The sequence below is a fragment of the Streptomyces sp. YIM 121038 genome (assembly GCF_006088715.1).
Taxonomy (GTDB): domain Bacteria; phylum Actinomycetota; class Actinomycetes; order Streptomycetales; family Streptomycetaceae; genus Streptomyces.
Genome location: NZ_CP030771.1, coordinates 8,368,456 through 8,389,222 on the forward strand (window position 1 = coordinate 8,368,456; position 20,767 = coordinate 8,389,222).

Below are 20,767 nucleotides of genomic sequence, written 5' to 3' on the forward strand. Positions count from 1 at the left end.
AGCGGCGACCACGGCACACCGGGCGCCGCCGAAGGGGGCCGCCGGGCGCGCGCCCGGATCGGGGTCAGCCTCGGCACGAGGTTCGCCGCCTCCTTCGCCGCGGTCGCCGTCGTCGTGACCCTCCTGGTGGGCTTCCTCAGCTACGACGCCGCGGCCCGCCTCATCCGCCGCGACCAGCACGCCGCCTTCAACGAGCTCGTCGAGGACCTGCGCCAGCAGGTGCGCAGACACCGTACGGGCATCACCGTCGTCTCCGACCTCGACGGCGACGGCATACGCGACGACCTGCTCCGGCCCACCCGCTCCGACGCCCAGGTCCTCGGCCCGCGCGGCGGGGTCACCGAGCGCGGCCGACGCCGTCTGCCGGTGGGCGACGAGGAACGCGCGACGGCCGCCGAGGAGCGGGCGGGCGTGGTGACGCGCCGCGACGTCGAACTCGCCCGCGGGGACTACTGGCTCGTGACCGTCTCCCTGGGCGAAGGCCAGGGCGCCGTCCAGGTGGCGCGGCAGTTCAGCGACACCGAGGACCTGCTGCACAGCCTCCAGCGGCGCACGCTGCTGCTCGCCACGCTCGTGGTGCTCGCCGCCGCCGTGGCGGGGTGGTGGCTGGCCCGGCGGATCACCCGGCGACTGGTGCGGCTCGCCCACGCGGCCGAGGACGTGGCGCAGACCGGCCGCGTCGACCGGCAGGTGCCGGTGGCGGGCAGCGACGAGGTGGGGCGGCTCGGCCGCTCCTTCGACCGCATGCTGGGCCGTCTCGCGCAGGCCGAGGACGACCAGCGGCGGCTCGTCCAGGACGCGGGGCACGAGCTGCGCACGCCGCTCACCTCGCTGCGGACGAACATCGCGCTGCTGCGCCGCATCGACGAACTGCCGCCGCCCGTGCGGGCGGAGCTGGTCGTCGACCTGGCCGACGAGTCGCGTGAACTCACCGACCTCGTCAACGAACTCGTCGCCATCGCGGCGGGCCGCCACGACGACGAACCGCCCGTCGACGTCGTCCTGGCCGAGGTCGCCGAAGAGGCCGCGGCCGTGGCACGCCGCCGCACCGGCCGTGAGATAGCGGTCCACGCCCGGGACGAGGAGCCCGTCCGGGCCCGCCCCGCCGCGGTCAAGGGCGCCATCACCAACCTCTTGGAGAACGCCGCCAAGTTCGACCGCGACGGCACCGCCCCCATCGACCTGTTGGTCTCCACCGGCCGCGTCGAGGTCCACGACCGGGGCCCCGGCATCGCGGCCACCGACCTCGCCCGCGTCTTCGACCGCTTCTACCGCGCCCCGGCCGCACGCAGCCTCCCCGGCTCGGGCCTCGGTCTGTCCATCGTCCGCGACGTGGCGGTGTCCCACGGCGGCACGGTGTTCGCCGGGGCGAGGCCCGGGGGAGGGGCGGTGGTGGGCTTCACCCTGGGCGAGCCGTGAGGCCGGGGCGGCCCCGGCCTCCCGGCTACAGGACCGGCTCGCCGTCCAGCGCGGCGGCCATCCGCAGGTGCGGTACGGCTTCCGCGTCCCGGCCCTGCCGTTCGAGGGTGCGGCCCAGCATCAGCCGGGCGTAGCTCTCGACGGGGTCGAGCTCCAGGACCGCGCGCAGCTCCGTCTCGGCGCGGCGCAGCTGGGCCGAGTGGTAGTAGGCGCGGGCGAGCAGCAGCCGCGGCGCGACCTGCTCGGGCACCTCGTCGGCCAGCGGGGCGAGGATGCGCGCCGCCGTCGCGTACTCCTTGGCGTCGAAGAACTGCCCCGCCCGCTCCCAGCGCTCGGCGGCGGTGCCGTGGTCGTAGTAGGTGATGTTCACTGTTTGCCTCCTCGACGGCACACAACAGCACGAGGTAATTGAATATTCCACTACGTGGGGGCGGGGGACGGCGGAGGGTGGCGGGGGGGGTGACGGTACGGGGGCGGGGCCCGCCCCGGTGCCGGACGGCACGAAAGCGGATGCTGACGCTCCGGGCCCGTCGGGGCTAGGTTGGGCGGCATGAGCAATCTTGATCGCGAGGCGGTGCCGGCCCAGTGCGGCGGCCGCGGGTTCGTCGTCGCGGAACCGGTGCGGGAACTCCTCAGTCCTCGACGCGTACAGCTCGGCGAGTCCACCGAGGTGCGCCGGCTCCTGCCGAACCTGGGGCGGCGCATGGTGGGCGCCTGGTGCTTCGTCGATCACTACGGCCCCGACGACATCGCCGACGAGCCCGGCATGCAGGTGCCGCCGCACCCCCACATGGGTCTGCAGACCGTGTCCTGGCTGCACGAGGGCGAGGTCCTGCACCGCGACAGCACCGGCAGCCTGCAGACGGTCCGCCCCCGCGAACTGGGCCTGATGACGTCGGGCCGGGCCATCTCCCACTCCGAGGAGAGCCCCAAGGCCCACGCGCGCCTCCTGCACGGCGCGCAGCTCTGGGTGGCGCTGCCGGACGCCCACCGCCACACCGAGCCGCACTTCGAGCACCACCCCGACCTGCCGGTCGTCACCGCGCCGGGCCTGAGCGCGAAGCTCCTGCTCGGCTCCCTCGACGGCACCACGTCGCCCGGTACGACGTACACCCCCATCGTCGGTGCGGACCTGACCCTCACCCAGGGCGCCGACCTGCGCCTCCCCCTCGAAACCGACTTCGAGTACGCCGTCCTGTCCATGTCCGGCGAGGCCCACGTGGACGGCGTCCCGCTGCTCCCCGGCTCCATGCTCTACCTGGGCTGCGGCCGCACCGAACTCCCCGTACGCGCCGCGTCCGACACCAGCCTCATGCTCCTCGGCGGCGAGCCGTTCGAGGAGGAGCTCATCATGTGGTGGAACTTCATCGGCCGCACCCAGGCCGACATCGAACAGGCCCGCACCGACTGGATGACGGGCACGCGCTTCGGCGAGGTGAAGGGCTACGACGGCGCACCGCTCCCGGCCCCGGAGCTGCCGCCGGTGGCGTTGAAGCCGCGGGGGCGCGTGCGCTGACCTGGGCAGACGTGGTGGGACCACCGATGGGGGCGGTGCGCAAAGGTGGTCCCGCGGGGCGAAGTCGCTACTTGGCGGAGGCTGCCCCTCCTTGGCCGCTGGCGGTCATGGGCTACACCTCACTGATCCACCTGGAGCAGGCCGCCCGCGAACACCAGGTCACGGTCAGCGGCCCGCTCACGGTCAACCCCACCCGCCAGCACCGCCAGGGCGACGGGTTCGGCCGGGACGACTTCCACATCGACGCTCCGCGAGCTGCAGATCCGCGTCCGCGCCGAGCAGTAGACACCCGAGTGGAAAACCCGTACGCAGTCCGCTCCGGCATCGAGGGCACCGTCAACGAGGTCGCCCACGGATACGGCATGCGCCGCTACCGCGGCCAGCCAAAGGCCCACCTGCAACATGTCCTCACAGCCATCGCTGTGAACATCGAACGTCTCAGCAGCCAACCAGCAGCTGATTGCCTCCTACCGAGAACGCCGACCGCTTTCCAGACCTCCCTCGACCAGCATCAGATCCCCCGGCCCAGGTCCTGGCGGACCCTCGGAACGTGACCTCGCTCATCAAGATCCCCGACAGAGTCAAGCCAGTGCGGGACACCGAGCGTGAGGCGATGCATGAACACCAGGGCCCCTGTGCTCGGATGTTGATGAGTGAGATCACCCGCCAGGCGAAGAGGGGCCCTGCCGCTCAAGATTCCTCTCGCGCCGATTCCGTCATCACTTCCAGCCCCCAGGCTGAGAAGGGTTCAGTGACTTGTAGGCGGCTCGTAGGAGCTTCTGACCACGAGGGTCGGTGAGGCCGAGGTGGGTCATCTGGTTCATCACATAGGCGATGGTCATGCGCGCGTTGAGGTCGTTGACGACCAGCGATCCTCCTCTTCCGCCCCAGTAACAGGTGTGGAGGTTGGCTGTGCGGACCGGCGCGTCGTCTGAGCCAAGGGCGTAGCCGATACCAAAGCGTAGGGGGATACCGAGCACAAGATCGATGCCGTGGTTCTGCTCGTCGAAAACTGCGCGGCGAGTGGCTTCGGAGAGAATGGACGATTGGGGGGTATGGCCGCTGGAGGTGAGTACTGATTGGACGGCGGCCACAGATCGTGCGTTGCCGTACCCTGCGGCGGCCGGGATCTCGGCGCGGTGCCACTGAGTGCTCCAGGTGTCCTGAGCCGTCACGTATGCCCCGACAGGGATGGTTACCCGTGGGTTGGGTGCAGGCGCGGGCCCGGGTGCGGGGATGACCTCGGAGACACGGTGATCGTCTTCAGACGCGAGGCCGATGTGGAAATCGGCGTCCAACGGGGCAGCGAGGTGCTCGGCGAAGAACGTGCCGATTGACTGCTGGCAGATACGGCGAATCACCTCGCCGAGCAGGAATCCATGAGTGAAGCGATGGTAGCCGGATGCTGAGCCTGGTTCCCAACGGGGCGATTGGCGTGCCAGCAAGGTGGTGGATTTCTCCCAATCACACAGGTCGTCAAGTGTCATCGGCTGGTCCCAGTCGGGGAGCCCGGCAGTGTGACTGAGCAGGTGCCGAATCTCGATTCGGTTCTTTCCTGCGGCGCCGAACTCGGGCCAGTACTTCGTGACTGGTGCGCACAGATCGAGTTCGTTACGGTCGGCGAGAACGAGAGCGCACAGTGCAGTCATTGTCTTTGTGGTGGACCACACGTTAGTGAGGGTGTCGCGCTGCCATGGTTTGGTGCGCTCTCGGTCGGCGCACCCACCCCAGAGATCGACGACAGGTTCGCCGTCGAGGTAGATCGCCACGGAGGCGCCGACGTCCGATCCGCTGCGCAGAGAGTCCGCGAAGGTCTCCCGCACCGCGCTGAACTGGTCGCTGCAGTTGCCGTGTATTTCCATGTCGGACGAGGTCTCCGGTCTCAGTGTTTCTCTATCGACTGGCTCAGGTGAGCGGCGATTCGGCGGATCTGGGGTGAAGTATCCGCCTTGGCTACTTTGCGTAGGAACTCGATTTCGCCGGGCAAGTCCGCACCCCCGAGGACCGGTGCGGTCAGGTCGCCGCGCAGTGGCGGCGTGCCTCCTGCCTTGATGCTTCGGGCTATGCGTAACCAACAGGCGGTCACACGGGCGTCCTCCTCGGCGGGGGGCGCGCCTTCGCGTTCCAGGCGGACCCGGACCTCGGTCAGTACCGCATGGGGGATGTGGGCACGTAGATCGAGAATCGCGTCACGAATCTCGATCACTATCCGGTAGAGGCGCAGGTCCAGCGGGCCGGAACGCTGCAGCAATGCAAGGCCGCGTTGGCGGGTCTGCGTCAAGCTGACGGCGGGCACCGCGTTGACCAAGTCGCGCCATAGCGGCCACAGTTGCCACACAATCCGCATCCGCCTGAGCGCGACGGCCACCGCAGCCCCGAGAGGTACGAAGATCGCGCTCGCTCTTGAGAAGGCATAACAACCCAGCAGAAGCGGACTGATGGGCGGAATCCATGAGTATCGAACCCCGACGTATACGGCACTGAGTAGCCAGTAGAGGCCGGCAAAGGCTGCGCCGAGCCCGAAGAGCCGCAGTCCGACGCGTAAGGAGAGATCTCGGCTCGCACGGCTATACCGCCAGCAGGCAACCACACACACCACGTTTGTGCTGAGATTGACAGCGATGAGAACTGCCCAGTATGAGGTCGATGGCGTGGGATGGGAGGCATGGGGGATCGCATGGTGCAAGTGCGGCTCGGCGGCTGCGTCTAACCAGACAAGTGGGACCATAAAGAGCCCAGCCAAACCGTACAGTGCGTAGGTGTGACAGCCGCGAACTGCGAGGAGCACGAAGTCCAGCACAGCGGCAGAGGTGAGAACGCCGAACAGGTTCCGGGCCAACGCGGTCAGATGCGTGGGCCCAGTGGCTTGGTGCAGGAGGTCGATGAACCATGGTAGATGGAGCGTGAGTGCAGCTGCGGCGCCTAAGACCGCCAGCCATAGAGGGCGTTGCTGGCTCGACCGCATAACGGCCGGAGCTCGTAGTCCCAGCGAGACCCACATGCAGGCGACGCCTGCCGTCTCCAACTCTGTCCCGAAACTGTGGAGTTGACTGACCGTCATAGCCGACTGGGTGTCTGAGTGATTCCCAAGGCCCCGCCCAGCGCCCTTTGCTCGGAGGGGAGGCGGGGAGTGGTGCAGTCGATCCGCATGGCGTTGATCAGACTCGCCGTCATCTCGGCTTCTTGTTCCTGGATTTCGGAATATTCCGTACGCGCCAGCATGTCTCGAACAAGCGCAGGATCTAGGTCGGGGAACACCAATTGAGCGGTGGCGTCATCCAGGGAGGAGTCGCTGCGGTGGCCGCAGATGATGTGAGCTAGCTCATGCGCGATGATGTGTTCCTGGTGAGGCCGTGTGGTCTTGGCTTCGAAAATGATGAAGTCGACTGTGCTCGAGGCTATCCAAAGACCGCACGGTTGTGCGGCCCGCATGGCGATCGGGGCCAAATGGAGTGGACGGCCACGCCGCTCGCTCAGCAGAGCACATAACTCGGCAATGTCGTATGACGCGGGAAGTGCCAATGCGGCCAGACGGGCTTCACAACTGCGGCGCAGGCGTGCAAGGTTGCGATGTTGACTGCGTCTCCTCATCAGCGACACCGGACACGCCTCCTCAGGGAAGGAAGACCAGGGGCTATGGGTGGAGGCGGCATGCTCTCTACCGGCACGGAGAAATCCCGTATTCGGAAACCTCGCCTTTGGCTCCGGGGACGGACTCTGCGGTACTGGTTCAGCATTCTTCCCCCCGTTTCTCTTGTTCTGATCAAGTTGTGGCCGCACAGGCGTCTGGAGCAACAAGTTGCTGCGAGATTCGTAACGTTGCTTTCTCGTGCCTGGGTACGTGGCTTGGCTGTGCTGATGGAGCTGCCGGGCCGGTTCCGTCGGCTCGGAGGAGGCGGCGAGTCAACCCCGGTCTGTGTGCCGGCTCATGGACGACCTGGTCGGCTTCGTCCGTCCGCGCGGCACGCATGCCGCAGGGGCGTGAACCACTTGCCGTGAGCGAGGCGATGGGGATGTTCGCGTTCTCGACTGCGATCCTCGTGGAGGAGCTCGTAGCCAGGCCGTCCAGCGGACCCGTGGGAGGGCCTTTCCGCTGTGCCACCGTAGGAGCTTGAGAGCGCTCTTGCGGGGCTGCCGGTGCGGCTCTGGCATCGTCATTCCTCCACGGCGGGCAGTCCCTGCAGCTTTCTCACCTGATCGAGCATGGCCGTGATCGCCTCAAGGCTGTCCCGTTGCAGGCCCACCGCTCGTAGGGCGACTCCGCGGACGCCTGCTTGGCCCAGCATCTCCAACCCCGCGAGCTGGGCGTTGACTCGTTCCGCGTGGTCGGGGTCTACGAAGTAGGCTGGTGAGACGCCGAAGAACTCCGCGAGCGCTGACAGGAGTTCCTGTGAGGGCCGTGTGCGAGAGCCGTTTCGCAGCGCTGACAGATAGCCACCGCTGACGCGTATGTGAGGGTGCCTCTCCTTGATTGCGTCGGCAACCTCGTTGTTGGTCCACCGCCTCCCCTGGGGGCGGCTCCTGGAAAACAAGCTGTCCAGGCGTGCGGCAAGCGTCGACTGCTCTGACGCCCCAGTCATGCTGCCCTCCTGCGGCTGCTGTACGTGCCCTGCCCCATGCGCCCCCGTGCTACGGACAGTCGAAGCCTACTACGGCTTCTCGTCTGGTAGTTGACGAGCCTTTGCTGGCGTGAAAGTATGCTGCGGAATCGACCACTAGACGAACTGCAACCCAAACTTCAACTGCTGGTGGACTGCCTGGTGGGGGCTGGACGGTTCTTCGGTCACTGCGTGATCCGGACCTCATGGCTCCTTTGTGCATCAAGTGCCCTGAGCGAGGTGATTGCGCTGGTTGCGTTCCATGATCCGGTAGCGGGTGTCGGGCAGCTGTCGTTCCAGTGCCCGCCGAGCCCGTGCATGTGTTCTGCGTCCTGTGGCTTTGTGTGGGCAGCCCTCTCACCCCCGCCCGACACGGATCTGGCAGACGGCGGTGATGTGCGGCGCCGAGTTCGGTGCCTGTGCCGCCGTCCTCCCAGGAGTCGTGTCTCCCGGGCCCGACTTCGCCCTGGTGACCCGTTTCGCTATCCCGCACGGCTGGCGCATCGGCCTGCGGGCCTTCGCGGGGGTCGCTCTTGGTGTGGGGGTCGACAGCACTGCGGCGATCGCGGGTGTGGGGATCGTGGTCGTCGCGCTGTCGTGGCCCTTTCGTGCGGTCTCCTGTGTCGACTCCTGCTAACTGATCTGCCTGGGTGCGCGCGGACTGCTGGTCAGGGAAGGCACGGTCACGTCGGCTCCGGCTACCACCGGCCCCTCCCGCAGCGAGGGCGTCGGATGTGCCGTCAACGCCGCTTCTTGGCAAGGGCTGTTGGCCTTCATTCTCAATCCCGCATTCATGGTCTTCCTGATGGTCCGGGTGGGCAGTTCGACTTCCGCCTTCTGCCGCCGGTGCGGGATGACTCATCTGGTGCCCAGGTGGCTGCCTTCGGCGATCATCATCAGCTTTCCGGCGGTGGCCTTGGCACCGGATTGTTCCTGGCCTTGGGCGTCGTGGCGGTGGCTGGGCAGCGGACGGCTGAGCGTCACAGCCAGACAGGTGTCAGCGTCGGTGACCACCTGGTGGGCTGCGGGGTAGCGGTAGTTCTTGGGCTGCATGGCGATCGTGTGGTCATGCGTGGGCGAGAGAGCCGCCGATGATGGGCGCGATGTCTTTGTGGGATCGGTGGCCGCCGGAGAGTGGGACGCCGTCGGCCGCCTGGGAGACCGTGGAGGACACTCGTCGCACGGCCGTGGCCAACGCGGACGGGACCGTGGCGTCCGACTGCCGAGGCCGAACAGTTGGGTGGTGCGGGAAATCCCACAACACCAGTATCAGAAGGAAAACCTTGAGGTCAGGGAACCTTCCGATGGGTTCCTGAATGGGGCTTGTGAAGGTGTGCTCGGTTTTCCTTAGCGGAGAAAATTCTGAGACCGCATCATCGACACGATCAGGTGAATAGTGGCAACCAGTGAGTTCTGTAGTGCACCGCAACGTTGACGAAGAAGAAGAGACTCGAACGGGAGAGTTCAGGTGGATCCGACGAGCGTTGACATCGTTGCTCCCTCTGTTGTCGAAATCGAGTTGTCCCGGCTGTCTTCGGGATTCTCGCCTCGAACCTCAGGTGAGGATTCGGAGCACGTCGAAACACTGTTATCGACAGAGGGAGAGCTTCCGCCCATTCTCGTTCACCGACCAACGATGCGGGTGGTTGACGGTCTGCACCGATTGAAGGCAGCGCGGCTCAGAGGCGATACGAAAATCTTGGCAAGGTTCGTCGATGGCACCGAATCGGACGCCTTCGTCCTGGCGGTCGAGGCGAACATACGGCATGGTTTGCCGCTCTCGCTCGCTGATCGCAAGCGTGCGGCCGCGCACATCGTCGGGACGCATCCACAGTGGTCCGATCGGCGGGTGGCCTCGGCGACCGGCCTCTCTGCCGGCACGGTGGCCGACCTGCGCAGGCGCGCCGGAGACAGCGGAGTCGAGGCAAGGGTCGGTCGGGACGGGCGCATCCGTCCGGCCGACGGTTCGGGGCGGAGGAGACTCGCTGCCGAACTCATCCGCAGTGATCCATGCCTTTCGCTCCGCCAGGTCGCCAAGCAGGTCGGCATCTCCCCGGAGACGGTCCGGGATGTGCGAGGCCGGCTGGAGCGTGGTGAGAGTCCGGTCCGGGACGGGAGCATGAAGTTACGGGCCGAGTCGCAGCCACTACCTCGCACGGAAACGGACTTCGGCCGCGCTGTGGGTCGAGATCGTCTCGCGATGCTGGAGCGTCTCAAGGCCGATCCGGCATTGCGGCTGAGCGAGACCGGCCGAATCCTGTTGCGAATGCTCATCATGCACTCCATCGACGGGCGGGAGTGGGAAAGGATCTTGCATCGCATCCCGCCGCATCTGTACAGCGTGGTCGCCGAGTTCGCCAGAGAGCACGCCCGGGTCTGGACTGGGTTCGCCGATCGCCTGGAGAACTGGGTGACCACTGTGGCCACAGAATGATCGCGTTCGGCGGCGTTCTGCCGCAGGCCACGCCCCCCCAACATGCGGCCAGCTCACGCGTGGGTGCCCAGCCCGTACTCGCTGCAAGTCCTGACGAACACCACGTCTCCCGGCGCGGTCAGCTCGGTGGGCCACCCTGACCGCCTCGGCCATGTCCTCGACAATGTGTAGCGCGCCCTCCGCGTTGGACGCCTCCTGTGCCGTGGCCCGTGGACCCGCTTCGCCGACTGTGATCAGCACGTTGATGCCGAATTCGCCCACCAGTCGGCTGAGTTGCTCGTGCCGGTCCCACGACGTGGGCCTGCTGCCCGTCCCGTGAGGGTGCGGTGGGAACTGGCCGGAGCTCTGCACGCGTGCAGCTCAGCGCGCATGGATTCGGGGTTTGCGTTGCAGGCGTTGGTGGTGACGAGCCGGCCCTGCTTGCCCAGGGAGGCCTCCTCGGCCCCACTGGTGTCCGGTGACCGGCAGTACAGCGCGGTCCGGGCCCTGGTGCGCTCCGCCATGCCTATGACGTACGGGTCGTCGGCGTTGAGTAGTGCACAGCGTTGAGCGCCAGAGCCTCCGCCAGTTCCCCTGGTCGACTACGCGACTGTCGCAGACCTCATCTTCGCCGGCCGGTGGGCCGGGCAGGCAAGCTGCTCGCCGGCGCGGGCGTCAGCCTGGGGCCATGCGGGCCATGAGGGCCGAACTGCTTATCGCCGACGCCGCGGGCGGCGAGGTCAGCGCTAGGGGTGTGCGTAAGGTCGGCCACCACCTGGTGATCTTCGAGGAGTCGATACGCGGGGTGCTGCAGCCGATCCTGGCCGACTGAGCACTCAGTCCGCCCCGCGGAGTTCGCGGCGCCAGAGGTCGTCGGAGATGCGTTCGACACCGGCGTTCAGGTGACGGCGGTAGGTACTCAAGGACAGGCCGAGGTGCTCGGCGGCGGCTTCCTGGGTGGGGGCGCCACGCAGGAAGGTGACGTCGAGGGCGCGGTGCGGTTTGCCCGCCCACGGATCCCGACCCAGGTTGCGGATGTTGTCTTCGAGCAGCTCGCGCAGCGCCCGGGCAGGGGTGGGCTGGCCGGCGAGCAGCCTGGTGCGGGTGAGGGGGTTGGCGGCCAGCTCCCCGTGCGTCGGCAGGTGACGCAGAGCCTGGCGGATGGCGTCTCTGAACTCCTCTTGTGACAGCACCACCAGCTCCGGCTCGTGCGGGGCCGGGGCCTCCTGCGCGCCGGTCGCCAACAGCCGGTCGAGCCAGACTTGCGCCGGCACGGCCCGCCAGTCGTGCGCGGCCAGGACATACTCAGCGTCCTTCTCCTGCGCGTGATGTCCGAGATCGTGCATGTCGTAGTACTCGTAGCAACCGCTCGAACGGTCGTCACTGCGCATGGCGATGAACGACCAGGCCAAGTGTGGCGAGCGCAGGAACCAGGCCACGGCCCGCCACTGGATCAGATTCATCATTGGCGGGAAGCCCCGGTGGCACTCGCGCACCCAGCTTCGGTAGACGGCCACGTGCTCGCCGGGCCGCAGTGGAGCGTTGGCCCGGGCAGTGGCCCAGGCCGTGGCCGCGACCGGGTCCGCCTGCGCCTGTTCCTCCGCCTCCAGGCGGAGCCAGGCGCTGGCGCCTGCCAGCTCGCCGTCCGCAGCGCACCGGTAGAGACGGAACGCCTGCGGCTGCCGGGACATCCAATGGGAGACAGCGGCGACGGTACCTGCGTCCTGCTCGGCGGCCAGGCGCAGCAGGTCCTCGGCGTCCTCGGGACGGAAGACGTCCTCGTACACCTCGCCTGCGCCGCGCCACACATGTGGCTCTGCTCTTTGGCCTTCGCCGCGGTGCAGGTAGAACAGCGAGCCGACGGCCCCGAGCGCGTCCGGGTCCTCGGCGGCACGGATCCGCTCAGTGAGGCAGGCCTTGATACACCGGTGCATGTCGGCGTAGCCCTGCGGGTCGCGCCAGCGCAGGTCGGCTTCGAGGATTTCACGGACGACGTCGTGAGGGTACAACCCGTACGGGCCCGGCTCGACGAAGGGCAGCCGCCGCAGCCAGGAGAACAGCGCCGCCGCGTCCTCGCCGGGCAGCGCCGCGCGCAACACGTCCTGCGTGGACATGTACGTGTGCGCGCAGACCTCCAGGGCATGCAGGTGCGCCGGACTGGGCACTTCACCGACGATCTGGTCGAGCAGGGTGGCCACCACATCATGGGGAGGCCTCCAGCGCGAGTCGGCGGCGCTGCCATGGACCGCCACCGCGGCGCTGATGGCGGCACCTTCCCCAGCAGTCGCCGCGGCACCGAGAGACAGGGCAAGCGGGTGCCCGCCGGCGAAGGTGATCAGCGGTTCGTGCAACTCACCTGCCACACCGCGGGAGTCCAGCAGCGCCGCGGCATCCACGCGTCCCAGCCCACCCAGCTCGACGATCCGCACCATGTCGGCCCAGCCGGGCTCTGCCTGCCACATCATGTCCGGGGGTATGCGACCAGCTATCACCACCACCGCACCGGTCGGCAGCAAGGGCAGGAACTGCTCGCGCAGCCAGCTCTCCAGGCCCTGCATCCGCTCGAAGGCGTCGATCAGCAGCACCGCGCGCTCGTCGGCGAGCACCACACCGGCCCCGGCCATGAAGGCTGCGGGAGACTCCTCGAGAATCCGCCCGTCCAGTATCAGTACGTGGCGATCCGCTTCTGCGGCCCGCTGGGCGAAGCGTCCCAGCAGCGCCGACTTGCCGACACCGCCGGGGCCATGAACGAACAGCACCCGGGCCCCGGTGCACAGCGCCTCCTCGAAGACGGCGAGCTCTTCCTTTCGTCCGACGAAGGTACGTTGCCTCGCGGCCTGGAGGCGCTCTTCCAGGCGCCCGGCATGCTGCCCCTCGTCAACGAGCTTGCAGAGCATTGCGGATCTCCTGGGTCGTTGGTGACAAGTCGGCGGCCGGTCGGTACTCGAAGTGCCACCACTCGTTGTCGTAGATGCGGTAGAGGTCGTAGCGGGCACCGTGTTCCTCGAGCCAGCGAGCACCTTCGAACGGGCGCACATCCAGCGCGGTGCCCTTGACGTGCCTGGATTCCGCCGGTGGCAGCACAAGTGTCCGGGCTGCGGCCGGCGAGCCGACGCGGCGTACCTCGTCGTCGAACAACCGCTGCTGGACGAGGGGATCGCGGTACCCCGAGGTGAGGCCGATGAGCTGCCCGTGACGCCAGAGCGCCTCAGCGCGTGCGGCGGAGAACGCCGCCCTGGCACCGTCGGCGAGCCCGGTGAGATCCTCGGCGGGAAAGCGGATCCCCAACGCCCAGCCACAGGCCAGTTCACGGGCGCGGCCGGGATCGCGGACGAACGCCACGGGGAGCAGGAGTACGGCGAGCACCACCGCAAGTACGGCGAACAGTCGGTCACGGGGCCGAGGTGGGATAACGTGTTGCTCGTTCATGTCTTCAGTCAAGAGGGCGTGATGTTGCCAGCCCGTATCTGGTTTTCCATATACCGACGATATGCACCGGCTCGTAGCATCAGACTATGCGTGTATTAGTCGTCGAAGACGAGCCCTACATGGCACAGGCCATCCGCGATGGGCTGCGCCTGGAAGCGATCGCGGCTGACATCGCCGGGGACGGTGATACCGCTCTGGAGATGCTGAGCACCAACGCTTACGACATCGCCGTCCTGGACCGGGACATCCCCGGACCCACCGGTGACGAAATCGCCAAACACATCGTCGCCTCCGGTAGCGGCATGCCGATCCTCATGCTGACCGCTGCCGACCGGCTCGACGACAAGGCCACTGGCTTCGAAATCGGCGCCGACGACTACCTCACCAAGCCCTTCGAACTTCGCGAACTCGTGCTCAGGCTCAGAGCACTCAACCGCAGGCGAGCCCACAACAGACCACCGGTGCGGGAGATCGCGGGCTTGCGTGTGGATCCGTTCCGCCGCGAGGTCTACCGCGAGGGCCGCTACATCGCGCTGACCAGGAAGCAGTTCGCTGTACTTGAGGTCCTCGTCGCTGCGGAAGGCGGTGCAGTCAGCGCGGAGGAGTTGCTGGAGCGAGCGTGGGACGAGAACGCCAATCCGTTCACCAACGCCGTGCGCATCACGGTCTCGGCCCTGCGCAAACGCCTCGGCGAGCCCTGGCTGATCACCACCGTGCCCGGGGTCGGTTACCGCATCGACGCAGGACCGGACGCCGATGACCGAGGAGCGGTGCGTGGATAGGCGTCAAGGGTTGAGCGTCCGCCTCAAGTTCACCCTCAGCTACGCCGGGTTCCTCGTGATCGCGGGCGCCTTGCTGCTCACCGCCGCCTGGGTATTCCTTCTGCGGGGCAGGTCGAACAGCCTGGACGTCCCCGATCGGTCCGACTTCCTACGCGTCTTCGACCCGAGCAATTTCGGCCCAGTCGTCTTCGTCCCGGCGGGAATCCTGGCGCTGGCGTTCCTGCTGGTGTTCGGTCTCGTGGGCGGGTGGATTCTGGCCGGCCGGATGCTCGCCCCGCTGATACGCATCACCGAGGCCACACGCAGGGTGGCGAACGGACCGCTCTCCTACCGGATTCGCCTGGCAGGCCGCCGAGACGAGTTCCGCGAACTCGCCGACTCCTTCGACACCATGCTCGCGCAGCTTGAAGCCCACGTCGCCGAACAGCAGCGATTCGCGGCCAATGCCTCTCACGAACTGCGCACCCCGCTGGCGGTCACGCAGGCGCTTCTCGACGTGGCCCACAACGATCCGAACTACGACACCTGCGAGCTTGTCGAACGCCTCCGCGTGGTCAACACCCGAGCCATCGACCTCACTGAGGCATTGCTCCTGCTCAGCCGCGCCAACCAGCAGTCCTTCACCAGGGAACCCGTCGACCTGTCCCTCCTGGCGGAAGAAGCCACTGAAACGCTCCTCCCCTTGGCGGAAAAGCAGGGCGTCACCATCGAAACCTCCGGCGACATGGGCACCACCATCGGCTCATCTGCGCTCCTGCTGCAGATGACCACGAACCTTCTGCACAACGCGATCGGCCACAACCTGCCCGAAAAGGGCGTCGTATGGGTGAATACCAGCAACCGCCCCCACACGGTTGTGCTCACTGTCGAGAACACCGGCGAGAAGCTCACCTCACAGCTGGTCTCGACCCTTACCGAGCCGTTCCAGCGCGGCACCGAACGCATACACAGCAGCCACGCGGGTGTCGGTCTCGGCCTGGCAATCGTCAAGACCATCACCCAGGCACACGGCGGAACCCTCACCCTCACCCCCCGCCCCGCTGGCGGCCTCCGCGTCACGGTGCAACTGCCCGCCGCGTCAGCGCACACACGGAGGGATGGCGATCGGGCCTGACGAACCTCCCTCTCGACCGTGGTGGAGGCGCCGTAGCTGTACCAGGCGTGTCCTCCGACCCGGCCCAGACGGTGGCGGCAACGAGATCCCCTCCACTCACTGTTCACCGACGCCCAGGCTGGATCGCAGGGAACTACCGCGGGTGGGGCCCGGACATGAGCGCGGCGGCGACCTCGTCGAGTCGCGCCCCGCGAGAGGCCTTGAGGAGCACCACATCGCCGGCGGTGATCCGGCCGCGCAGCCACTCGACGGCCGCGGCGTTGTCGGCCAGCGCCACCGCCCGCTCCCCGGCACCGTCGGCGAGCGGCCGGGCGCCGACCGCGAGCACCACGTCGGCACGGAAGGCGGCGTACTCCCCGATGGCGTGGTGCTGGGCCTCGCTGTCGTCGCCGAGTTCGAGCATCTCGCCGAGGACGGCGATGCGGCGCTTGCCCTCGATCGCCGCCAGCGTGTCCAGGGCGGCACGGGTCGAGTCGGGATCGGCGTTGAAGGAGTCGTCGAGCAGGGTTGCGCCGCCGGCGAGATCGCGTAGCTCCAAGCGCCACTTCGACAGCGCGACCGTGGGCAGCGCCGCCGCGGCCACATCGAGGGAGACGTCGGCCGCCAGCCCCGCCGCCGCGGCAGCCGACGCGTTGAGCGCCTGGTGAGTGCCCACGAGCGGCAGCGTGACCGGCGCCCAGGCGTCGGCGGTCCGCAGGGTGAAGGACGGCCGGGCGAGCCGGTCAAGGACCACGTCGAGTACGCGAACGTCGGCGCGTTCCGTCTGGCCGAACGTCAGCACCGGGCGGTCGGTGAGCGAGCGCATCGCGGCCACCCGCGGATCGTCGGCGTTCAGGACCGCGGTGCCGCCGGGCGCCAGACCCTGCACCAGCTCACCCTTGGCCTGGGCGATCGCCTCGCGCGACCCGAGATGGCTGAGGTGGGCCTGGCCGACGTTGAGGACGACACCGACGTCGGGCGCTACCAGGCCGGTGAGTTTGGAGATGTCGCCGATGCGGCGGACGCCCATCTCAAGGACGAGGAACCGGGTGGCCTCGTTGGAACGCAGCATGGTGAGCGGCATGCCGAGTTCGTTGTTGAGCGAGCCGATGGTGGCGATCGTCGGCGCGGAGCTCGACAGGACGGCCGTCAGCAGGTCCTTGGTGCTGGTCTTGCCGCGGGAGCCGGTCACTCCGACGACGGTCAGCCGGTCGCGCAGCTGTGCCACGACGTGGGCGGCGAGCGCCTGCAACGCGGCCTTGGTGTCCTCGACCACGACGGTCGGCAGCGCCGTGGGCCGGGAGCCGAGCACGGCCACCGCGCCGGCCCGGCCGGCCTGGACGGCGTAGTCGTGGCCGTCGACGTGTTCTCCGGCGAAGGCGACGAAGAGGCCGCCCGGTTCGGCTTGCCGGCCGTCGAGCACGGCCGGTGCGGTCACCGTCACGGCGCCGTCGCCCTCGACCGTCCCACCGACAACTGTGGCGATCTCACCGAGGCTGAGCGGGATCATGCCTGGACCGCGCAAGGATCGGTGAGGTGAGTCAACAACCGTCGGGTCACTGTGACGGCGATCGGGGGCGGGCTGGCGAGGTAATGGATGCAAGAGGCTGGTTCGCTGGAATTCATGCCTTCCAGCCAAGGGAGCGTGGTGTTGTCAGCGCGTATGCAGTTTTCGATACGCGGACGATATGTTGCCGACCAACACCCCGCGAGAGCACGGCCGCGGCTGGGCGGCCGTGCCGACTCGCCCGCGGGATCGACCGGACCCCCGACAGTGTGAGCACCAGGTCCGACAACAGCGCTGCTGGCCTGCGCATTCGCCTCGTCGGCATCCGCTACGTGCTGGGGACTCGCCCTTGCAGATCGAGTCGAGCATCGACCTGAGCTTGCAGTGGTCGGCAACATATCGTCGGCATATCAAAAAACGCATACGCGCTGGCAACACCAGGTCCTCTTGACTGTTAGGCATGAGTTCCAGCGGACCGACACGAGCGACGACGTGCCGCACCCGAGCGCCGGTGGCGACCTCACGGACTGTCTCGACAACGGGAATCACAGTCTATGGGTGCGATCAGGATGAGGCCCTTCTCTTCCGAGAAATAGCGCCTCGCTTCGGCGTGGTGCCAACCATCACGAAGGCAGCGGTATCTGAGGCCAATATCGACCTGGCAGTCGGGAACCGATGCATCAGCATCGGCCACAAGACGCGAGTCACGCGTGCCACGCTCAGCGCACTGAGCCGCGCCGGTGTGGAGTATCTCTCCACACGAAGCGTCGGATACAACCACATCGACGTGCGCCATGCGGAAAGCGTGGGTATCTCCGTCGGGAACGTGGCTTATTCTCCCGACAGTGTTGCCGACTACACGCTCATGCTGATGCTCATGGCCGTGCGTCACGCGAAGGCCACCATCCGTCGCACCGATGCTCATGACTACCGACTGAGTGAGATACGTGGCAAAGAGCTGCGCGACTTGACTGTCGGAGTGGTCGGCACAGGGCGTATCGGCACAGCGGTCATCGACCGGCTGCGCGGCTTCGGCTGCCACGTGTTGGCCTACGACAATCGCCCCAAGGCCTCCGCCGATTACGTGCCGATCGACGAGCTGCTTCGGCACAGCGACATCGTCACGCTCCACACCCCGCTCACCGCGGATACCCGCCATCTCATCGATCGCCGACGTATCGGGAAGATGAAACTCGGCGCGTTCATCGTCAACACGGGACGCGGGCCACTCATCGATACCGAAGCTCTTCTTTGGGCATTGGAGGGCGGCAGGCTCGGCGGCGCGGCGTTGGACGTCCTCGACGGTGAGGAAGGAATCTTCTACACCGACTGCCGGAACAAGTCCATCGGGAATCGCTCGCTGTTGCGCCTGCAGGAGCTGCCGAACGTGCTGATCAGCCCGCACACGGCGTATTACACCGACCACGCACTGAGCGACACCATCAGGAACAGTCTCATCAACTGCCTCGACTTTGAAAGCAGGAAAGCATGAACAAGCTGAGGATCGGAATCATCTTCGGGGGCTCTTCCGAAGAACACCCCGTCTCCGTCAAGTCCGCCCAAGAGGTCGCAAAGAACCTCGACGCCGACAAATACGAACCGTACTGGATCGGCATAACGGAGACCGGTGCCTGGCAGCTCTGTGACTCCCCTGGCGCAGACTGGGAGAACGCAGACGCTCGTCCGGTCATGCTGTCCCCCGACCCGAGCGTCCACGGATTGCTCGTCCTGGAACAGGAACGTTTCGAAGTGATCCGCCTGGACCTCGTGCTGCCCGTTCTGCACGGCACACTCGGCGAAGACGGTGCGATCCAGGGCCTGTTGGAACTCTCTGGCGTTCCCTATGTCGGCTGCGATATCCAGAGCTCTGCCATCTGCATGGACAAATCCCTGACCTACACCGTCGCCAAGAGCGCAGGCATCGCCACGCCGAACTTCTGGGTGGTCACGGAGAACGAGAAGGTCGACGCCGACCAGCTTCCTTACCCCGTCTTCGTGAAGCCGGCCCGTTCGGGCTCGTCTTTCGGCGTCAGCAAGGTTGCCGGCGCGGAGGACCTGCCAGGCGCGCTGGACGCCGCACGACAGTACGACTCGAAGGTCCTGATCGAAGAGGCTGTGACCGGCAGCGAGATCGGCTGCGCGATCCTGGGGGACCCCTCCGCCCTGATCGCGGGCGAGGTGGACCGTGTAGCTCTCTCGCACGGATTCTTCAGGATCCACCAGGAGGCCTCACCCGAGACCGGTTCGGACAACTCGACGTTCATCGTTCCCGCCGACATCTCCGAAGAAGCGCGTCAACTCGTCCAAGAGAGCGCCAAGAACATCTACCGCACACTCGGCTGCCAAGGGCTTGCCCGCGTGGACATGTTCCTCCAGGACGACGGCCAGGTGGTACTCAACGAAGTCAACACCTTTCCCGGCATGACCTCCTACAGCCGCTACCCCCGGATGATGGCTGCCGCGGGGATGCCGCTCTCCGACGTCCTCGATCGACTCGTGTCACTGACACTGGACCGGAAAAGGCGATGAACGGTGACTTCGTGTACCTGGACGAGCTGGTGCCCGGCATCCGCTGGGACGCCAAGTACGCCACCCGGGACAACTTCACCGGGCAGCCGGTAGACGGATACCTGGTGAATCGGATAGTCGGCACCAAAGCCTTGTGCGCAGCCCTGGGGCGAGCGCAGGAAAAAGCCGCGTCCCGTGGCTTCGGCTTGCTTGTCTGGGACGGATACCGTCCGCAACGCGCCGTCGACTGCTTCCGGCGCTGGTCAGAACAGCCGGAGGACGGTCGGACAAAGCAGCGCCACTACCCCAACATTGAGAGGTCCGAGCTTTTCGACAAGGGATATGTGGCCGCCAAGTCGGGCCACAGCCGCGGCAGTTCCGTCGACTTGACGCTCTACAACCTTGCCACCGGAGAACATGCCTGCATGGGCGGTGGACACGACCTCATGGACTCGATCTCGCATCATGGAGCAGAGGACATAGAGCCCATCGAAGCGGAAAACCGCGAGTACCTCTGCTCCATCATGGAGGACTGCGGATTTGCTCGCTACGACAGCGAGTGGTGGCACTACACGCTGGAAAGCGAGCCGTATGCAGATGTCTATTTCGACTTTCCCATCACATGACAGAAGCCTCCCTTACGTATCTCAGTGGGGAAGCCTGGACCGGAACGACGAGGTCGTCATCCAGCGTGCCGCGCCATCGGGTGTCGACGTCTTTTTGAGGCGCACCGATCCGTCGCAACTGCACGACTGGGCCTCCGACGGATACCACTCGCGCGAGGAGTACCTGTTCTGGTCCCGCAAAATCTGTGGCTTGGCCTGCCTGCAGTCCTTGCTCCATGGCTGGACGGATGTCCGACTGCCGATGCGCGAACTCCTCGCGCAGGCCCTCGACCGGGGTTGCTACGTGGTGGAACCCCAGGGCAAGGTCCAAGGGCTGATATACCGACCATTTATGACCTGGGTCAGCTCACAATTCGGCTTCACATGCCAACTGGTCGAGCGGACACCGCTTCAAGCGTCCGCCCGAACGGTGCACCCCGGGCAGGTCCTGATCGCTTCGGTGTCTCCTGAGATTCGCGACCCGAGAACCCACGAACCGCGCCGGGGAGGGCACCTCGTGCTGATTCATGCGGTCCGCGGCGGGATCGTACGGTTCCATAACCCGTCGGGCTACTCGCACAACGCGGAATCCGCGTCGCTGCCCATGCGCGTCTTCGAGCGGTTCTACGCAGGACGAGGAATCCTGGTCAGCGCGGGAGCGTGAGGCCAGGCGAACCGGCCCCGCGCGCGTCGCCACCGGCGGCCACTCGGCGGGGTGCACACAGCCCACGATGAACCTTCCCGACGCGTTGCGTCGGGAAGGAATCCTCGACGGAGACCACCGCCTTCGACGCGGTCCGCGGCCTGGACCACATGCTCAGTCCAGCCCGCGGCTTCGGCGTGAACCCATCCCGTTACCGCGTCACGGCCGTCGCCGAGGCGTGCGATCACGATCAC

Annotated in this window: 21 protein-coding genes; 12 read left to right on the forward strand and 9 right to left on the reverse strand. The window is 66.9% G+C overall.

Going from position 1 to position 20,767, the window contains the following annotated elements:
* The first annotated feature begins 57 nt into the window (after window positions 1-57).
* The gene (locus C9F11_RS35045) at window positions 58-1,419 is read left to right on the forward strand and encodes a HAMP domain-containing sensor histidine kinase (RefSeq protein WP_249402262.1); all 1,362 of its coding nucleotides are present in this window, start codon (window positions 58-60) and stop codon (window positions 1,417-1,419) included.
* A 25-nt stretch (window positions 1,420-1,444) separates the two neighbouring features.
* Here the strand turns inward: C9F11_RS35045 and C9F11_RS35050 are convergent, their stop codons facing one another.
* Window positions 1,445-1,789: a tetratricopeptide repeat protein gene (locus tag C9F11_RS35050; RefSeq protein WP_138963309.1), complete on the reverse strand. Its 345-nt coding sequence runs from the start codon at window positions 1,787-1,789 to the stop codon at window positions 1,445-1,447.
* A gap of 180 nt (window positions 1,790-1,969) precedes the next feature.
* On the opposite strand from C9F11_RS35050, the gene C9F11_RS35055 reads away from it, so the two are divergent.
* Window positions 1,970-2,935 (forward strand): pirin family protein, encoded by a 966-nt coding sequence (locus C9F11_RS35055; protein WP_138963311.1) that lies wholly within the window; start codon window positions 1,970-1,972, stop codon window positions 2,933-2,935.
* 107 nt (window positions 2,936-3,042) lie between these two features.
* Entirely contained in the window at window positions 3,043-3,489 is a 447-nt protein-coding gene (locus C9F11_RS35060) for a transposase (protein WP_171075928.1), read from the forward strand.
* 165 nt (window positions 3,490-3,654) lie between these two features.
* Here the strand turns inward: C9F11_RS35060 and C9F11_RS35065 are convergent, their stop codons facing one another.
* From C9F11_RS35065 to C9F11_RS35080, 4 genes are all read right to left on the reverse strand, one after another.
* A complete protein-coding gene (locus tag C9F11_RS35065; RefSeq protein WP_138963315.1) occupies window positions 3,655-4,797 on the reverse strand; it encodes a serine hydrolase domain-containing protein in 1,143 nt (380 codons plus the stop codon).
* Between the two features lie 20 nt (window positions 4,798-4,817).
* Window positions 4,818-5,996, reverse strand: coding sequence for an MAB_1171c family putative transporter (locus C9F11_RS49990; RefSeq protein ID WP_346347406.1), 1,179 nt, complete (start codon window positions 5,994-5,996; stop codon window positions 4,818-4,820).
* Complete coding sequence (locus tag C9F11_RS35075) at window positions 5,993-6,535, reverse strand: hypothetical protein (protein WP_138963319.1); 543 nt, start codon at window positions 6,533-6,535, stop codon at window positions 5,993-5,995. The genes C9F11_RS49990 and C9F11_RS35075 overlap by 4 nt, the downstream gene beginning before the upstream one ends.
* Before the next feature lie 554 nt (window positions 6,536-7,089).
* Entirely contained in the window at window positions 7,090-7,515 is a 426-nt protein-coding gene (locus tag C9F11_RS35080; protein ID WP_138963321.1) for a helix-turn-helix transcriptional regulator, read from the reverse strand.
* Window positions 7,516-7,975: 460 nt separating this feature from the next.
* On the opposite strand from C9F11_RS35080, the gene C9F11_RS35085 reads away from it, so the two are divergent.
* Window positions 7,976-8,170 (forward strand): LysE family transporter, encoded by a 195-nt coding sequence (locus C9F11_RS35085; RefSeq protein WP_138963323.1) that lies wholly within the window; start codon window positions 7,976-7,978, stop codon window positions 8,168-8,170.
* 221 nt (window positions 8,171-8,391) lie between these two features.
* On the opposite strand, the gene C9F11_RS35090 is transcribed toward C9F11_RS35085, so the two are convergent.
* Complete coding sequence (locus tag C9F11_RS35090) at window positions 8,392-8,586, reverse strand: hypothetical protein (RefSeq protein WP_138963325.1); 195 nt, start codon at window positions 8,584-8,586, stop codon at window positions 8,392-8,394.
* A 415-nt stretch (window positions 8,587-9,001) separates the two neighbouring features.
* Between C9F11_RS35090 and C9F11_RS35095 the strand changes: the two genes are divergently transcribed.
* Together C9F11_RS35095 and C9F11_RS47635 are read left to right on the forward strand one after the other, a co-directional pair.
* Window positions 9,002-9,967 (forward strand): ParB N-terminal domain-containing protein, encoded by a 966-nt coding sequence (locus C9F11_RS35095; RefSeq protein ID WP_138963327.1) that lies wholly within the window; start codon window positions 9,002-9,004, stop codon window positions 9,965-9,967.
* Window positions 9,968-10,634: 667 nt separating this feature from the next.
* Window positions 10,635-10,778 (forward strand): hypothetical protein, encoded by a 144-nt coding sequence (locus C9F11_RS47635; RefSeq protein WP_171075929.1) that lies wholly within the window; start codon window positions 10,635-10,637, stop codon window positions 10,776-10,778.
* Window positions 10,779-10,782: 4 nt separating this feature from the next.
* Here the strand turns inward: C9F11_RS47635 and C9F11_RS35100 are convergent, their stop codons facing one another.
* Together C9F11_RS35100 and vanY-N are read right to left on the reverse strand one after the other, a co-directional pair.
* Window positions 10,783-12,843: an ATP-binding protein gene (locus tag C9F11_RS35100; protein ID WP_138963329.1), complete on the reverse strand. Its 2,061-nt coding sequence runs from the start codon at window positions 12,841-12,843 to the stop codon at window positions 10,783-10,785.
* Window positions 12,824-13,375: a D,D-peptidase/D,D-carboxypeptidase VanY-N gene (gene vanY-N / locus C9F11_RS35105; protein WP_138963331.1), complete on the reverse strand. Its 552-nt coding sequence runs from the start codon at window positions 13,373-13,375 to the stop codon at window positions 12,824-12,826. Before vanY-N ends, C9F11_RS35100 begins: the two co-directional genes overlap by 20 nt.
* Before the next feature lie 86 nt (window positions 13,376-13,461).
* Here vanY-N and C9F11_RS35110 point away from each other — a divergent pair, with 86 nt between their 5' ends.
* A complete protein-coding gene (locus tag C9F11_RS35110; protein WP_138963333.1) occupies window positions 13,462-14,157 on the forward strand; it encodes a response regulator transcription factor in 696 nt (231 codons plus the stop codon).
* Window positions 14,132-15,271, forward strand: coding sequence for a HAMP domain-containing sensor histidine kinase (locus C9F11_RS35115; protein WP_275940278.1), 1,140 nt, complete (start codon window positions 14,132-14,134; stop codon window positions 15,269-15,271). Before C9F11_RS35110 ends, C9F11_RS35115 begins: the two co-directional genes overlap by 26 nt.
* 133 nt (window positions 15,272-15,404) lie before the next feature.
* Here the strand turns inward: C9F11_RS35115 and murF are convergent, their stop codons facing one another.
* Window positions 15,405-16,760: a UDP-N-acetylmuramoyl-tripeptide--D-alanyl-D-alanine ligase gene (murF, locus tag C9F11_RS35120; RefSeq protein WP_138963335.1), complete on the reverse strand. Its 1,356-nt coding sequence runs from the start codon at window positions 16,758-16,760 to the stop codon at window positions 15,405-15,407.
* Between the two features lie 508 nt (window positions 16,761-17,268).
* On the opposite strand from murF, the gene vanH reads away from it, so the two are divergent.
* From vanH to C9F11_RS35140, 4 genes are read left to right on the forward strand one after another with little or no spacing between them, the layout of a single operon-like run.
* Window positions 17,269-18,249 (forward strand): D-lactate dehydrogenase VanH, encoded by a 981-nt coding sequence (gene vanH / locus C9F11_RS35125; RefSeq protein ID WP_249402008.1) that lies wholly within the window; start codon window positions 17,269-17,271, stop codon window positions 18,247-18,249.
* A complete protein-coding gene (gene vanA, locus C9F11_RS35130; protein ID WP_138963340.1) occupies window positions 18,246-19,286 on the forward strand; it encodes a D-alanine--(R)-lactate ligase in 1,041 nt (346 codons plus the stop codon). Before vanH ends, vanA begins: the two co-directional genes overlap by 4 nt.
* Window positions 19,283-19,891 (forward strand): D-Ala-D-Ala dipeptidase VanX, encoded by a 609-nt coding sequence (gene vanX, locus C9F11_RS35135; protein WP_138963342.1) that lies wholly within the window; start codon window positions 19,283-19,285, stop codon window positions 19,889-19,891. Before vanA ends, vanX begins: the two co-directional genes overlap by 4 nt.
* Window positions 19,857-20,534 (forward strand): hypothetical protein, encoded by a 678-nt coding sequence (locus C9F11_RS35140; RefSeq protein WP_138963344.1) that lies wholly within the window; start codon window positions 19,857-19,859, stop codon window positions 20,532-20,534. The genes vanX and C9F11_RS35140 overlap by 35 nt, the downstream gene beginning before the upstream one ends.
* Window positions 20,535-20,767 lie beyond the last annotated feature (233 nt).

Excerpts from the sequence above, each read along its gene's own strand:
- vanX (WP_138963342.1), top strand. The coding sequence starts at position 19,283 with ATGAACGGTGACTTCGTGTACCTGGACGAGCTGGTGCCCGGCATCCGC.
- C9F11_RS35140 (WP_138963344.1), top strand. The coding sequence starts at position 19,857 with ATGCAGATGTCTATTTCGACTTTCCCATCACATGACAGAAGCCTCCCT.
- C9F11_RS35110 (WP_138963333.1), top strand. The coding sequence starts at position 13,462 with ATGCGTGTATTAGTCGTCGAAGACGAGCCCTACATGGCACAGGCCATC.
- C9F11_RS35100 (WP_138963329.1), bottom strand. The coding sequence starts at position 12,843 with ATGCTCTGCAAGCTCGTTGACGAGGGGCAGCATGCCGGGCGCCTGGAA.
- C9F11_RS35090 (WP_138963325.1), bottom strand. The coding sequence starts at position 8,586 with ATGCAGCCCAAGAACTACCGCTACCCCGCAGCCCACCAGGTGGTCACC.
- murF (WP_138963335.1), bottom strand. The coding sequence starts at position 16,760 with ATGATCCCGCTCAGCCTCGGTGAGATCGCCACAGTTGTCGGTGGGACG.
- C9F11_RS35055 (WP_138963311.1), top strand. The coding sequence starts at position 1,970 with ATGAGCAATCTTGATCGCGAGGCGGTGCCGGCCCAGTGCGGCGGCCGC.
- C9F11_RS49990 (WP_346347406.1), bottom strand. The coding sequence starts at position 5,996 with ATGACGGTCAGTCAACTCCACAGTTTCGGGACAGAGTTGGAGACGGCA.
- C9F11_RS35080 (WP_138963321.1), bottom strand. The coding sequence starts at position 7,515 with ATGACTGGGGCGTCAGAGCAGTCGACGCTTGCCGCACGCCTGGACAGC.
- C9F11_RS35115 (WP_275940278.1), top strand. The coding sequence starts at position 14,132 with ATGACCGAGGAGCGGTGCGTGGATAGGCGTCAAGGGTTGAGCGTCCGC.
- vanA (WP_138963340.1), top strand. The coding sequence starts at position 18,246 with ATGAACAAGCTGAGGATCGGAATCATCTTCGGGGGCTCTTCCGAAGAA.
- C9F11_RS35060 (WP_171075928.1), top strand. The coding sequence starts at position 3,043 with ATGGGCTACACCTCACTGATCCACCTGGAGCAGGCCGCCCGCGAACAC.
- C9F11_RS35065 (WP_138963315.1), bottom strand. The coding sequence starts at position 4,797 with ATGGAAATACACGGCAACTGCAGCGACCAGTTCAGCGCGGTGCGGGAG.
- vanY-N (WP_138963331.1), bottom strand. The coding sequence starts at position 13,375 with ATGAACGAGCAACACGTTATCCCACCTCGGCCCCGTGACCGACTGTTC.
- C9F11_RS47635 (WP_171075929.1), top strand. The coding sequence starts at position 10,635 with ATGCGGGCCATGAGGGCCGAACTGCTTATCGCCGACGCCGCGGGCGGC.